The following is a 12,855-nucleotide window of genomic DNA, read 5'->3' as shown; positions in this document are numbered from 1 at the left end:
TTATCCGGGCCCTACTCCGCCCGCAGTACGCCAGGGTGGAGACCGGAGTACGCCCTGGGTGGGCCCCGGGTGGAGACCCGGGTGGAGATCAGTCCGTGCGCGGCCGGACCAGACCCGACTCGTACGCGATCACCACGAGCTGCGCCCGGTCGCGCGCGCCCAGCTTGGCCATGGCCCGGTTGACGTGCGTCTTCACCGTCAGCGGGCTCACCGCCAGCCGCTCGGCGATCTCGTCGTTGGAGTGGCCGCCGGCGACCTGGACCAGCACCTCGCGCTCGCGGCCGGTGAGCGCGCCGAGCCGCTCCGAGCGGGCCGGGTCACGGCCGTCGTCACCGTCGCCCTGGGCGAGGAAGCGGGCGATCAGCCCCTTGGTGGCGGCGGGCGAGAGCAGGGCCTCACCGCCCGCCGCGACCCGGATGGCGTTCAGCAGCTCTTCCGGCTCGCTGCCCTTGCCGAGGAAGCCGGAGGCGCCCGCGCGCAGGGCCTGGACGACGTAGTCGTCCACCTCGAAGGTGGTCAGGATGACCACGTGGACCTGGGTGAGGGAGGGATCCTCGCTGATCAGCCGGGTCGCGGCGAGACCGTCCGTCCCCGGCATCCGGATGTCCATCAGGACCACGTCGGGGCCGTGCTCCTTCGCCAGCCGGACCGCTTCGGCCCCGTCGGAGGCCTCCCCGACCACCTCCATGTCGGGCTCGGAGTCGACCAGCACCCGGAATGCGCTGCGCAGCAGTGCCTGGTCGTCGGCGAGCAGGACACGGATCGTCATGCGGGCTCCCCCGGGGCCGTCGTACGGGTCTCGCTTCGGGTCTTGAGGGGCAGGATCGCATGGACGCGGAAGCCGCCGCCGTAGCGGGGTCCAGTGGTGAGGGTGCCGCCGAGGGCGGTGACCCGCTCACGCATGCCGAGCAGTCCGTGCCCGCCGCCGGCCCCGGGGACACCGGCCGCGCCCGCGCCGTCGTCCAGGACGGTGACCTCGATGTTCGGTCCGACGCGTACGACGCTGACCTCGGCCTTGGCCTCGGAGCCCGCGTGCTTCTGGGCGTTCGTCAGGGCTTCCTGGACGATCCGGTACGCGGCCAGGTCGACGGCGGCGGGCAGTTCGGTGCCGTGGTCGGCGCGGGCGACCGCCACCGGCAGGCCCGCGTTGCGGAAGGTCGCGGCCAGCTCCTCCAGGCGGCTCAGGCCGGGGGCGGGCTCGGTCGGGGCCTCGGGGTCGCCGGACTGGCGGAGCAGGCCGACGGTGGCGCGCAGCTCGTCCAGCGCGGAGCGGCTGGCCTCGCGGACGTGCGCGAGAGCCTCCTTGGCCTGGTCGGGCCGCTTGTCCATGACGTGCGCGGCCACCCCGGCCTGCACATTCACCAGGGCGATGTGGTGAGCGACGACATCGTGCAGATCGCGCGCGATCCGCAGCCGCTCCTCGGCGACCCGGCGGCGGGCCTCCTCCTCACGGGTGCGTTCGGCTCTCTCGGCCCGCTCCCGGATGGCCTGGACGACCGCGCGCCGGCTGCGTACGGCGTCCCCGGCGGTGGCGCCGATGCCGGTCCAGGCGAGCACACCGAGGTTCTCCTGCGCGTACCAGGGCAGCGGTCCGCCGAGCATGGCGGCCGCCGTCAGCACGGTCATGGTGAGCAGACCGACGCGCCAGGTGGTGGTGCGGTCGGTGGTCGAGGCGACGGTGTACAGGGCGATCACGGCGGACATCGCGACCGGGGCGCGCGGGTCGCCGGTGACGCACTCGATGACGGAGAGGGTGCCGGTGGCGGCGAGGACCGTCTTCGGGGCACGGCGGCGGAAGACGAGGGCGGCCGCGGAGAGGACCATGAGGAGCAGGCCTTGCGGGTCCGGGGTGCGGACGCCCCAGGTGACGCCGTTGTTCCCGCGCGGGGTCACGAAGGATCCGGCGACCATGCACACCAGCACGCCTGCGGCGATGGCCGCGTCCAGCGCCCAGGGGTAGGCCTTGAGGCTGCAGCGGGCGCGGTCGAGGGTGCTCACGAGTATGAACAGTACGGGTGCCGTGCCGGTGCCCTGTACTGGCGTGCGCCAGGGCGGGAGCCGGGCTCTGGAGCTATCAGGCGTCCAGCCGCCGAACCTCTCGCAGAGACCGGCTCAGCCCGGGATCAGGCCGTCGTCGCTGAGCATCTCGCGGACCTCCGCCAGCGAGGCTTCCGACGCCGGAAGGATCAGTTCCGAGGGCTCCAGGGCGTCGTCCGGCAGGGGCGCGCCGAGGCGGCGGACGGCGTCGAGGAGGGCGCCCAGCGTGCGGCGGAAGCTCTCCTCGTCGCCGGCCTCCATCTCCTCCAGCAGCTCGTCGTCGAGCTTGTTCAGCTCGGCGAAGTGGGCGTCGGCCAGCTTCCACTGGCCCTCCCCCATGATCCGTACGATCACGTCGGCCTCCTCGGCTCGGCCCCCGGCGCCCGGACTACTGCTTGTCGAAGCGCGGGGTGTCCTGCGGCTGCTGCTGGGTCTGCCCCTGGCCGGTGCCGCCCTCGATGGCCTGCTGCGGGGAGCCTCCGGCCAGCTCGGCCTTCATGCGCTGCAGCTCCAGCTCTACATCCGTACCACCGGAGATGCGGTCCAGCTCGGCGGTGAGGTCGTCCTTGGCCATGCCGGTCGGGTCGTCCAGGGCGCCGGAGGCGAGCAGCTCGTCGATGGCGCCGGCCCGGGCCTGGAGCTGGGCGGTCTTGTCCTCGGCACGCTGGATGGCGAGGCCGACGTCACCCATCTCCTCGGAGATACCGGAGAACGCCTCACCGATCCGGGTCTGGGCCTGGGCGGCGGTGTAGGTGGCCTTGATGGTCTCCTTCTTCGTACGGAACGCGTCCACCTTGGCCTGCAGGCGCTGGGCCGCCAGGGTGAGCTTCTCCTCCTCTCCCTGGAGGGTGGCGTGCTGCGTCTCGAGGTCGGTGACCTGCTGCTGGAGGGCGGCGCGCCGGGACAGCGCCTCGCGGGCCAGGTCCTCGCGGCCGAGCGCGAGCGCCTTGCGGCCCTGGTCCTCCAGCTTGGTGGACTGCTGCTGCAACTGGTTGAGCTGGAGTTCCAGGCGCTTGCGGCTGGTCGCCACGTCGGCGACACCGCGGCGCACCTTCTGGAGCAGCTCCAGCTGCTTCTGATACGAGTAATCGAGGGTCTCGCGCGGGTCCTCGGCCCGGTCAAGGGCCTTGTTCGCCTTCGCGCGGAAGATCATCCCCATACGCTTCATGACACCGCTCATGGGCTTCGCGCGCCCCCTTCTGACGGACTCCAGCTCACAGATCCTGCGACAGGTCCCACAGTACGGGCCCTGACTCCATTACCGCACTGTTCGGGGACGGATACGCTCATCCCCAAGGACGACTGCGGACGGTATCGCTCCGGCGTGAGGAGTAGGTGGTCCTCCGGGTGAGCCTTTCCGGGCCCTCCGCGGTCCCTTCGGTGACCGCCGGGTGAAGCGCCTGCAACGTCCCCTCTGTCCCCCTACAGACGTCCGGTGTTGCCGGATCGTTCCCCGCCGGGCTGGGTCCATGCCGGTGCAGCCCTTACCCTTGGGTTTTGTGTTCCGTAGCCGTGCCAAGGACGAGAAGGCTCCCGCTGACAAGACGCGGGTAGCCCTCTCCAAGCAGCCCCGTGACCCGCAGGCCCCGAAGGGCAGGCCCACGCCCAAGCGCAGTGAGGCCCAGACCCAGCGGCGCAGCGTGGCCAACACGCCGACCAACCGCAAGGAGGCCGCCAAGCGTCAGCGCGAGGAACGGCGCCAGGCCCTGGATCGGCAGCGCCAGGCGCTGGCCACCGGTGACGAGCGCTATCTGCCCGCCCGGGACAAGGGCCCGGTGCGCAAGTTCGCCCGCGACTGGGTGGACTCGCGGTTCAACGTGGCGGAGTTCTTCCTGCCGCTCGCCGTGGTGATCCTCGTGCTGAGCGTGGTGCGGGTGCCGGCGATCCAGTCGATCGCGCTGCTGCTGTGGCTGGTGGTGATCGTGCTGATCGTGGCGGACGCGGCGTTCAGCGGCTTCCGCCTGAAGAAGCGCCTCAAGGAGAAGTTCCCCGGCCAGAACACCCGCGGCGCGGTCCCGTACGCCCTGATGCGGTCGCTGCAGATGCGCCGGCTCCGGCTGCCGAAGCCGCAGGTCAAGCGCGGAGAGCGGCCCTGAGCGCAGACGCCTTCACCGGGGGTGCGGCAAAGGCCTGGCTGAACAAGCTGGGCCGGCTGCGTGATGTCGTACGACAGGAGTTGGTGGCCCGGCAGCTCGACGAGCAGATAGCCGGGCGGTTCCCGGTCGGGCAGCGGTTGCGGGTGCTCGACGTGGGCATGGGCCAGGGCACGCAGGCGCTGCGGCTGGCCCGGCTCGGCCATCAGGTGACCGGGGTCGAGCAGGACGCGACGATGATCGCCGCCGCGCGTGAGGCGCTGGCCGCGCAGCCGCAGGGCATCCGCGAGCGGGTGCGGCTGGTGCAGGGCGACGGCCGCGACACCGGTGTGCACTTCCTGCCGGGCGGCTTCGACGTGGTGCTGTGCCACGGCGTGCTGATGTACGTGGAGGAGCCGGACCCGCTGCTGGCGGGCCTGGCCCGGATGCTGGCGCCCGGCGGGCTGCTGTCCCTCCTGGTCCGCAACGGCGACGCGCTCGCCCTGCGGCCGGGCCTGTCCGGGGACTGGGCGGGCACCCTGGCCGCCTTCGACACCACCGCCTATTGCAACCGCCTCGGCCTCAACGTCCGGGCCGACCGGCTGGCCGGCCTCACCGCCACGCTCGCCGGGATCGCCGCCCCGCTGCACGCCTGGTACGGCGTGCGGGTCTTCACGGACACGGCCATGGACGACACGCCGATCCCGGACGACCTGGAGACGCTGCTGGCCGCCGAGGAGCGGGCCGGCCGCACCGATCCCTACCGCGGGGTGGCGGCGCTGCTCCACCTGTGCGGTGTACGGGGCTGAGCCCGTTCGGGGGAACACCACGGGCCGGTCGATCACCGTGCGGTGAGACTCGGGGCATGGACGCTTCCCGTACCCGTGCCCTCGGCAAGGCCGTGTCCGCCGCCGCGCTGGTGTGCTGCGCCGTCCTCGCCGCCGGCTGCTCACCGACCGCCGGTCCGGCCGCACAGGACACCGACAGGGCGACGACCGACCGGGCGGCCGTACCGATGGCCGCGAACGACCTGCAGAACCAGTACCAGAAGGTCATCAGGCAGGTCCTGCCGTCGGTCGTGCAGATCCAGGCGAGCCGAACCCTGGGCTCCGGGGTGGTGTACGACGACAAGGGCCACATCGTCACCAACGCGCACGTGGTCCGGTCGGAGAAGACCTTCAAGGTGACCACGGCCAACAACGAGGAGCCGCTCACCGCGCGCCTGGTGTACTCCTACCCCGAGCAGGACCTGGCCGTGATCAAGCTGGACAAGGTGCCGGCCGGGCTGAAGGCGGCGACGTTCGGCGACTCCGAGAAAGTGGAGGTCGGCCAGATCGTGCTGGCCATGGGTTCGCCGCTCGGACTGTCGTCCAGCGTGACCCAGGGCATCGTGTCGGCGACCGGGCGGACCGTCAGCGAGACCGCGGGCGGGGGCACGGGCGCGACCATCGCGAACATGGTGCAGACCTCGGCCGCCATCAACCCCGGCAACAGCGGCGGCGCCCTGGTCAACCTGGACGGGCAGGTCATCGGCATCCCGACGCTCGCCGCCGCCGACCCCGACCTCGGGGGCAGCGCGGCGCCCGGCATCGGGTTCGCCATCCCGGCGTCGATGGTGAAGACGATCGCCGGGCAGATCGTCAAGGAGGGCAAGGTCGTCGACTCGGGGCGGGCCGCGCTCGGCATCACCGCGCGGACCGTCGTGGACGACCGCTACCAGCCCGCCGGGGTGGCGGTGGTCAGCGTCAAGAACGGCGGCGCGGCCGACCAGGCGGGCCTGAGACCGGGCGACATCATCACCAGGCTCGGGGACGAGCCGATCACCACCATCACCTCGCTGTCCGAGGCGCTGGCGGCGGACAAGCCGGGCCAGAAGACAACGGTGACGTACCAGCGCACCGGCGCCGAGAAGTCGGCGAAGGTGACGCTGGGCGAGCAGTGAGAAACGAAACGGGAAGGGGTACGACCCAGGGCCGTACCCCTCGGCGCGGCTAGGCAGCGTCGGCGTGCAGGCTCATCGGCCCGTAGATCTCGGCGCTCTCCTCGAACAGCCGTACCTGGTCGGCCCCGCCCTCCAGCAGCGCCTTCCAGTGCTCCCCGATCCAGGACTCGGCATCCCCCTGCGTGGTGAATTCCTCGGGCTGCACCGCGGGCTGGACCTCCGTCCCGTCGGCCTTCTCGAACCGCCACGTCCATGCCGTCATCTGGGCCTCCTTCGATCCAACACCTGCTGGAAGACTAGCCGGAAGCGCAAGACCTGATCGGACAGGCGAAAATCGACCCGTGGAAGTGACTCTGCTCGGTACCGGTTCCCCCGCCGGACTGCCCCGGCCCGACTGCCCCTGCGCCGCGTGCGCGACCGCGCTGGGGCCGGATGCCCGGGCGGCGACGGCCGTGCTGGTGGACGGGACGCTGTTGCTCGACCTGACGCCGGGCGTGGCGTTCGCGGCGGCGCGGGCCGGGCATTCGCTGGGCGGGGTACGGCAGGTGCTGCTGTCGCATCCGCACGACGGACCGGCGGTGGAGGTGCCGGCCGGGCTGCCGCAGCCCGGGCGGGTGCCGGACGGGCGGGAGTTGGCGCTGCTGACGGGGCATCGGGTGCGGGCCGTGGCGATGGACGCGGGCGGCACCGGGTACGCGGTGACCGGTCCGGACGGGCAGCGGCTGCTGTATCTGCCGCCGAGTGGCGCGCCGGCCGGTCTGGAGGCGGCGACGGCGGAGTCGTGCCACCTCGTCCTCGCGGACGTCGTGGGCCGCCCGGACGCGCTGGCGCGGTTGCGGGCGGTGGGTTCGGTCGGTCCGACGACGGATGTGGTCGCCGTCCACCTCGACCATGACGTGCCCCCGGGCGCGGAGTTGCGGCGCCGGCTGGCGGCGGCCGGGGCGCGGGCGGTGCCGGACGGTACGACGCTGGCGGTCGGCGTGTACGAGGACGTGCCGGACGTGCCGCGCCGGACGCTGGTGCTGGGCGGGGCGCGCTCGGGCAAGTCGGTGGAGGCCGAGCGGCGGCTGGAGTCCTTCCCTGAGGTGCTGTACGTGGCGACCGGCGGGACGCGGGGCGGGGACAGCGAGTGGGCGGAGCGGGTGGCCGTGCACCGGGAGCGGCGGCCGGGGTCGTGGCGTACGGCGGAGACGACGGATCTGGTGCCGCTGTTGCGGGAGGACGGGCCGCCGTTGCTGATCGACTGTCTGTCGCTGTGGCTGACGGATGTCATGGACTCCGTGGGGGCGTGGGACGACGCGGAGTGGGCGGGCGGTGGGGAGAAGGCGCTGCGGGAGCGGGTGCGGGAGCTGGCGGCCGCCGTGCGGGGTACTCGGCGGACCGTCGTCGCCGTGTCGAACGAGGTGGGGTCGGGGATCGTGCCGGCGACCGCGTCCGGGCGGCGGTACCGGGACGAACTGGGGCGGCTGAACACGGCGTTCGGGGCGGAGTGCGAGCAGGTGGTGCTGGTGGTCGCCGGTCAGGCGTTGGTGCTCCGGGGGTGAGCGGCACCGGGTGCCGCTGCCGCACGACTGCCCGCAGCGGCGGGACCACACACGCGCCGTCAGCGGGCGGCCTTGCGCGCCACGAGTCTGTACGCGTTGGAAAAAGGAGTGCGGCGGACGAACGGCGCCAGGACGTGGTCGAGGGCCGTCGCCACGTCCAGCAAGGGCGCTGCGGCAAACCTCAGCAGGGCATGGGGGGCCGAGGCCAGGGCGACGGCGCCTGAGAGGTCGTAGGGGATGTGCGGGGCGCGGCGGTCCGTGATGAGGATCGTGCAGCCCAGCGCCTCCAGTTCCGCGCGCAGGTTGGGCAGGGGCATCAGGTGGAGGTGGCGGGGCTGGCCGTGGGGGAGCCACCATCTGCCGAGGAGGGCGGCGAACGCGCAGCGTGGATTGGCGACTTCCAGGACGAGGTGGCCGCCGGGGCGCAGGACCGTCAGGGCCGCGCGGAGTTCGGCACGTGGGTCGGGGGTCTGCTCCAGGTGGCGGAACATGCTGACCACGTCGTAGCGGCCGCGCAGCCCGGCCGCCGTCCCGGGGGTGGTGAGGTAGCCGCGGTGGGCCTCCTCGACCCGCTCCTCCAGCTGCGCCTGCTGCACCCGGGCCGTCGGGTCCAGGCCGTCGAAGCTCGTGTACGGGAAGAACTCCTTCGCCGCCTCGGGAAAGCCGGCGCGGCCCGTGCCCACGTCCAGCCAGCTCTCCGCCTCGGCCAGCGCCGACAGCTTGTAGGCGGTGGCTCGGTGCCGGCGGCGGACCGCGCGGGAGGACAGCACCCGGGCGGTGAACTCCTCCAAGTGCCGTACATAGAAGTCCCGGTGGTAGAAGGCGAGCCCCTCCGCGGTGAGCCGGGGGTTCTGGAAGGTGTGGGCGCAGTCCCGGCACTGGTCGAGGACGAACCGGCCCGGCCGGTGGCGCAGCGGGTCGCTCGCGCGCACCCGGGTGCGCAGCCGTGCGGAGCCGCACCAGGGGCAGTTCTCACGCCGCGGCTCCAGGAACGGGTCGGAGGACCGCTGCGGGTCCCCCCTCCGGGGCAGGGTCTTCGGGGTGACGGGCGAGGCCGGCATGGGCTGCTCCCTGTGCGACATTCCATGACAAAACGGAAAGTATGGGATCCCGATCTTGGGTGCAATGACGTCGTAGGGGTGTGGTGGCCATGTGGCGCGGAAGCGTTCGTTCTCTGGCGGTACTGTTCGGCGAATGAGCAGGCTTAATCTGGACGACTTCACCGATCTGATCGAGCGCCCGGACGGGGGCGTGCGCCGTGACGCCGAGGCCCGGCGGGAGCGCCAGATCGTGCCGGCCGGGGCGCTGGGCCGCCTCGACGAGCTGGGCGAGTGGCTGGCCGCCGCACAGAGCGCCGTACCGGTACGGCCCATCGAGCGGCCGCGGGTGATCCTCTTCGCCGGTGACCACGGCATCGCCGAACTGGGCGTCTCGGCACGGCCCGCGGGCGGCGCGGAGCAGCTGGTGCGGGCGGTGCTGGAGGGTGCGAGCCCGGTGTCGGTGCTCGCACGGCGGCAGGAGGTGCCCGTACGGATCGTGGACATGGCCCTGGACTGCGCACCGGACGTCTTCCCGCAGGACGTCGGGCGCCACCGGGTGCGGCGCGGCAGCGGCCGTATCGACATCGAGGACGCGCTCACCCTGGACGAGGCCGAGGCGGCGCTGCGCGCGGGCATCGCGGTCGCCGACGAGGAGGCCGACTCGGGTACGGACCTGGTGGTGCTCGGGGACGTCAGCGTGGGCGGGACCACGGCCGCGGCGGTGCTGATCGCCGCGCTGTGCGGGACCGACGCGTCGGTGGTGACCGGGCGGGGCGGGCTCGCGATCGACGACCTGGCGTGGATGCGCAAGTGCGCGGCGATCCGGGACGCGCTCAGGCGGGCACGGCCGGTGCTCGGGGACCAGTTGCAGCTGCTGGCGACCGTGGGCGGAGCCGACCTCGCGGCGATGACCGGGTTCCTGCTGCAGTGCGCGGTACGGAAGCTGCCGGTGATCCTGGACGGCGTCGTGGCCGCCGCGTGCGCGCTGGTCGGGCAGCGGATCGCCTTCCGGGCGCCGGACTGGTGGCTGGCCGGGCACGACAGCGGGGAGCCGGGGCAGGCGAAGGCGCTGGACCGGATGGCCCTGGAGCCGCTGCTGGAGCAGGGGGTGAAGGTCGGCGAGGGTACGGGAGCCCTGCTGGCGCTTTCCCTGGTGCGCAGCGCTGCCGCGCTGGCTGCCGAGCTTCCCGAGAAGCCGGAAGCCGAGCAGGAGCCGGAGGAGAAGGAGCCGGAGGAGAAGGAGAGCGAGTAGTCGGGTTTCGGCCGGTTCGGCACGCCTGGATTCCGCCGCGGCGGCTGATCGCCGTTGCGCCGGAAAAGATCGGCAGTTGCCGCCTCCCGGCGGAAAAGTGCGGTTCGTCACGGCAGCGCCCATATGATCCTGACCCATGGGAGATGCCCGAAATGCCGTGCCGTTGCAAGCCGAGCCGGGGCGCCCGGGTGAGGAGGGGCGGCGGTCGACCGGGGCCTCCCGGCGAGCCGCCGCCTTCGCCGTCTGGTATCTGCGGACCGTCGCCTTCATCAACTTCCTCAGCGCGGTCTGGGTCTCGCTCGGCCAGGACGTGCGCCGGCACAACCAGGACGACTTCTTCACGCCGTATCTGCTGACGGCCGGCTTCGCCTCGGGTGTCTTCACCGCGTTCCTGGCGATCACCATGCGGCGCAGGAAGCGGGCCGCGTGGATCCTCAACCTCGTGCTCAGCGGGCCCTTCCTCGTCCTGTTCGCGTTCGCCATGGCCTTCCCGGAACTGCGCCGGTACGCGCAGAACTGGATCTCGCTGGGGCTCACGGCAGCCTTCGTCGGCGCGCTGATCGTGGGCCGGCGCGAGTTCTACGCCAAGGGCGACCGGTCCAACCCCCGGCTCGCGGCCACGGTCGCGGTCGGCGGCGGGCTCACCGCGAGCCTGCTGGCCGGACTGCTCGTGACGCTCACCAACCAGGCGCCGGACGCGGCCAGTTCGACCTTCCTGGAGCGCTGGCACTACGGCACCCTGCGGCTGGTGTCGGTGGCGGCCGACGAGTCCCGTTTCCCGGGCATCGACCCGCCGAACTGGACCAATGTCACGATCAACGTGCTCAGTACGGCCCTCGTCCTCGCCGTGTTCTACGCCGCCTTCCGCTCCCGGCGCGCCGTCGACCCGCTCACCGAGGACGACGAGAAGGCGCTGCGGGCCCTGCTGGAGCGGCATGGCGAGCGGGACTCGCTGGGCTACTTCGCGCTGCGCCGGGAGAAGAGCGTGGTGTGGTCGCCGACCGGGAAGGCGGCCGTCGCCTACCGGGTGGTCGGCGGGGTGAGCCTGGCGTCCGGGGATCCGCTCGGCGATCCGGAGGCGTGGCCGGGCGCGATCGCGCCGTGGCTGGCCGAGGCGCGGGCGCACGGGTGGATCCCGGCGGTGATGGGGGCGAGCGAGGAAGCGGGCACCATCTACGCCCGGCACGGTCTGGACGCCCTGGAGCTCGGCGACGAGGCGATCGTGGAGGTCGCCGACTTCACTTTGGAGGGCCGGGCGATGCGGACCGTCCGGCAGGCGTACAACCGGGTGAAGCGGGCCGGGTACCAGGTGCGGATCCGGCGCCACGAGGACATCGCGGCCATCCCGGCGGACTCGGCGGACTCTTCGGACTCGGCGGACTCGGCGGACTCGGCGGACTCAGCGGCGGACGAGATGGCGTATCTCGTCGAGCGGGCGGACGACTGGCGGGACGGGGCGACCGAGCGCGGGTTCAGCATGGCGCTCGGCCGGCTCGGGGACCCCGAGGACGGGCGGTGCGTGATGCTGGAGTGCACGGACGCCGAGGGCCGGCTGCGCGCCCTGCTGTCGTTCGTGCCGTGGGGGCCGCACGGGCTGTCCCTGGACCTGATGCGCCGTGACCGGGACTCCGACAACGGGCTGATGGAGTTCATGGTCATCGAACTGCTGCGGCGGGCCGGCGAGATCGGGATCACGCAGGTCTCACTCAACTTCGCGATGTTCAGGTCGGTCTTCGAACGTGGCGCGCGCCTCGGTGCCGGTCCGGTGCTGAGGCTGTGGCGGTCGCTGCTCAGCTTCTTCTCCCGCTGGTGGCAGATCGAGTCGCTGTACCGCGCCAACGCCAAGTACCGGCCCATCTGGGAGCCGCGGTTCCTGCTCTTCGAGAAGAGCGCGGACCTGCTGCGCATCGGCCTCGCCTCGGCCCGCGCCGAAGGCTTCTTGGAGGCGCCGGGACTGCCGAAGTGGCTGCACCGCAGGCACCTGGACACGCACCGATGAGGAACGCCCGATGAGAACGCTCGCCCGCTGGGCCCGTGAGGAGTGGGGGCTGCTGTACGTCACCGTACGGGAAGCCCTGCTGAAGCGGCATCTGCGGGCGCTGCCGATGACGCTCGGGGCGGTGTGCCTGACGTCCCTTCTGCAGTATGTGCAGAACCGGGAGTGGGGCTATCAGTTCGTGCAGAACGTGGGCGCCGTACGGGCCGAGGACCCGCTGTGGCTGGCCCTGCTGCGCACTCCCCTGTCGCTGTACGTGCCGGCGCTGGATCTGCCGGTGTGGGGCGCGCTGGTGCAGATCCTGCTGGTGTTCGGGATCGCCGAGGTGTCCATCGGCTGGTGGCGGACGCTGGTCATCGCCTACGTCGCCACGCTCGCCGGCACCCTGTACGCGCGCGTCGGCATCTCGCTCGGCGCACACGCCCCGTTCGGGCTGCCGTGGACGGACGCGCAGGTGGTCGACACCGGCCCGTCGGCGGCCGTGGTGGGGCTCGCCGTGTTCGTGGCCTGGCGGTACGGCGCCTATATGACGGCGGGCGCGGTGACCGTGGCCATGGTGGCCGAGGTGCTGATCAAGGAGAACCTGGCGGGCAAGGAACATCTGGCCGCGCTGATGGCGGTGGGGCTGCTGTGCCTGATCGTGGCCGTGCGGCACCGCCGCGGGCACCCGCTGCGGCTCCGGATGCGGCGCGGGTACGGCCGACTGACGCGGCACCGTCAGCGACGATCCGACAACCGGACCGGGCGCGGATCGGGCTTGCCACCGATCAAGTCCTGAAAGGCCCGACGCGGCTTGACCCAGCGCCGGTCGCGGCAGTACGCACGCAAGGCCGCCTCGGCGCGAGCAGCCCGCGGGCACCGGACGCGGCGCGGATACCGCCGACCGACACGGCACCGTCAGCGACGATCCAGCAACCGGACCGGGCGCGGATCGGGCTTCCCACCGATCAAGTCCTGAAAGGCCCGACGCGG

Annotated in this window: 13 protein-coding genes; 7 read left to right on the top strand and 6 right to left on the bottom strand. The window is 72.4% G+C overall.

The features are described from left to right. Positions 1 to 88: 88 nt before the first annotated feature. The 4 genes from M878_RS80425 to M878_RS80410 form a co-directional block, all read right to left on the bottom strand. On the bottom strand, positions 89 to 769 hold the full coding sequence (locus M878_RS80425; protein WP_023551348.1) for a response regulator: 681 nt from the start codon (positions 767 to 769) through the stop codon (positions 89 to 91). After that, the gene (locus tag M878_RS80420; RefSeq protein WP_023551347.1) at positions 766 to 1,998 is read right to left on the bottom strand and encodes a sensor histidine kinase; all 1,233 of its coding nucleotides are present in this window, start codon (positions 1,996 to 1,998) and stop codon (positions 766 to 768) included. The genes M878_RS80425 and M878_RS80420 overlap by 4 nt, the downstream gene beginning before the upstream one ends. A 114-nt stretch (positions 1,999 to 2,112) precedes the next feature. Beyond that, positions 2,113 to 2,391 carry a PspA-associated protein PspAA gene (pspAA, locus tag M878_RS80415; protein WP_023551346.1) on the bottom strand — a complete coding sequence of 93 codons (279 nt, stop codon included), beginning with the start codon at positions 2,389 to 2,391 and terminating at the stop codon, positions 2,113 to 2,115. A gap of 34 nt (positions 2,392 to 2,425) precedes the next feature. After that, on the bottom strand, positions 2,426 to 3,217 hold the full coding sequence (locus M878_RS80410; protein ID WP_078630450.1) for a PspA/IM30 family protein: 792 nt from the start codon (positions 3,215 to 3,217) through the stop codon (positions 2,426 to 2,428). 319 nt (positions 3,218 to 3,536) lie between these two features. Here M878_RS80410 and M878_RS80405 point away from each other — a divergent pair, with 319 nt between their 5' ends. The 3 genes from M878_RS80405 (at position 3,537) to M878_RS80395 (ending at position 6,051) form a co-directional block, all read left to right on the top strand. Continuing rightward, positions 3,537 to 4,133 (top strand): DUF3043 domain-containing protein, encoded by a 597-nt coding sequence (locus tag M878_RS80405; protein ID WP_023551344.1) that lies wholly within the window; start codon positions 3,537 to 3,539, stop codon positions 4,131 to 4,133. A gap of 83 nt (positions 4,134 to 4,216) precedes the next feature. Continuing rightward, complete coding sequence (locus tag M878_RS80400) at positions 4,217 to 4,918, top strand: class I SAM-dependent methyltransferase (protein WP_023551343.1); 702 nt, start codon at positions 4,217 to 4,219, stop codon at positions 4,916 to 4,918. 56 nt (positions 4,919 to 4,974) lie between these two features. Then, entirely contained in the window at positions 4,975 to 6,051 is a 1,077-nt protein-coding gene (locus M878_RS80395; protein WP_023551342.1) for a S1C family serine protease, read from the top strand. Positions 6,052 to 6,100: 49 nt separating this feature from the next. Here M878_RS80395 and M878_RS80390 read toward each other — a convergent pair whose 3' ends face one another. Next, the gene (locus M878_RS80390) at positions 6,101 to 6,313 is read right to left on the bottom strand and encodes a hypothetical protein (protein ID WP_023551341.1); all 213 of its coding nucleotides are present in this window, start codon (positions 6,311 to 6,313) and stop codon (positions 6,101 to 6,103) included. 79 nt (positions 6,314 to 6,392) lie between these two features. On the opposite strand from M878_RS80390, the gene M878_RS80385 reads away from it, so the two are divergent. Then, on the top strand, positions 6,393 to 7,595 hold the full coding sequence (locus M878_RS80385) for a bifunctional adenosylcobinamide kinase/adenosylcobinamide-phosphate guanylyltransferase (protein ID WP_031226334.1): 1,203 nt from the start codon (positions 6,393 to 6,395) through the stop codon (positions 7,593 to 7,595). A gap of 59 nt (positions 7,596 to 7,654) precedes the next feature. Here M878_RS80385 and M878_RS80380 read toward each other — a convergent pair whose 3' ends face one another. After that, positions 7,655 to 8,656, bottom strand: coding sequence for a class I SAM-dependent methyltransferase (locus M878_RS80380; RefSeq protein WP_023551339.1), 1,002 nt, complete (start codon positions 8,654 to 8,656; stop codon positions 7,655 to 7,657). Positions 8,657 to 8,789: 133 nt separating this feature from the next. Between M878_RS80380 and cobT the strand changes: the two genes are divergently transcribed. The 3 genes from cobT to M878_RS99035 all read left to right on the top strand — a co-directional run bounded on the left by cobT (position 8,790) and on the right by M878_RS99035 (position 12,661). Further along, complete coding sequence (gene cobT / locus M878_RS80375; protein ID WP_023551338.1) at positions 8,790 to 9,887, top strand: nicotinate-nucleotide--dimethylbenzimidazole phosphoribosyltransferase; 1,098 nt, start codon at positions 8,790 to 8,792, stop codon at positions 9,885 to 9,887. A gap of 136 nt (positions 9,888 to 10,023) precedes the next feature. Then, positions 10,024 to 11,886: a phosphatidylglycerol lysyltransferase domain-containing protein gene (locus M878_RS80370; RefSeq protein WP_031226331.1), complete on the top strand. Its 1,863-nt coding sequence runs from the start codon at positions 10,024 to 10,026 to the stop codon at positions 11,884 to 11,886. Positions 11,887 to 11,896: 10 nt separating this feature from the next. Continuing rightward, positions 11,897 to 12,661 (top strand): hypothetical protein, encoded by a 765-nt coding sequence (locus M878_RS99035; RefSeq protein WP_023551336.1) that lies wholly within the window; start codon positions 11,897 to 11,899, stop codon positions 12,659 to 12,661. The last annotated feature ends 194 nt before the right edge of the window (positions 12,662 to 12,855 follow it).

This window comes from Streptomyces roseochromogenus subsp. oscitans DS 12.976 (assembly GCF_000497445.1).
GTDB lineage: Bacteria > Actinomycetota > Actinomycetes > Streptomycetales > Streptomycetaceae > Streptomyces > Streptomyces oscitans.
Note: the sequence above shows the minus strand (reverse complement) of the source record. Positions and strands in the feature narration are given on the sequence as shown.

What these genes read in the sequence shown, in the direction of transcription:
- M878_RS80390 (WP_023551341.1), bottom strand. Translation starts at nt 6,313, where the DNA reads ATGACGGCATGGACGTGGCGGTTCGAGAAGGCCGACGGGACGGAGGTC.
- M878_RS80380 (WP_023551339.1), bottom strand. Translation starts at nt 8,656, where the DNA reads ATGCCGGCCTCGCCCGTCACCCCGAAGACCCTGCCCCGGAGGGGGGAC.
- M878_RS80425 (WP_023551348.1), bottom strand. Translation starts at nt 769, where the DNA reads ATGACGATCCGTGTCCTGCTCGCCGACGACCAGGCACTGCTGCGCAGC.
- M878_RS80370 (WP_031226331.1), top strand. Translation starts at nt 10,024, where the DNA reads ATGGGAGATGCCCGAAATGCCGTGCCGTTGCAAGCCGAGCCGGGGCGC.
- M878_RS80410 (WP_078630450.1), bottom strand. Translation starts at nt 3,217, where the DNA reads ATGAGCGGTGTCATGAAGCGTATGGGGATGATCTTCCGCGCGAAGGCG.
- cobT (WP_023551338.1), top strand. Translation starts at nt 8,790, where the DNA reads ATGAGCAGGCTTAATCTGGACGACTTCACCGATCTGATCGAGCGCCCG.
- M878_RS80395 (WP_023551342.1), top strand. Translation starts at nt 4,975, where the DNA reads ATGGACGCTTCCCGTACCCGTGCCCTCGGCAAGGCCGTGTCCGCCGCC.
- M878_RS99035 (WP_023551336.1), top strand. Translation starts at nt 11,897, where the DNA reads ATGAGAACGCTCGCCCGCTGGGCCCGTGAGGAGTGGGGGCTGCTGTAC.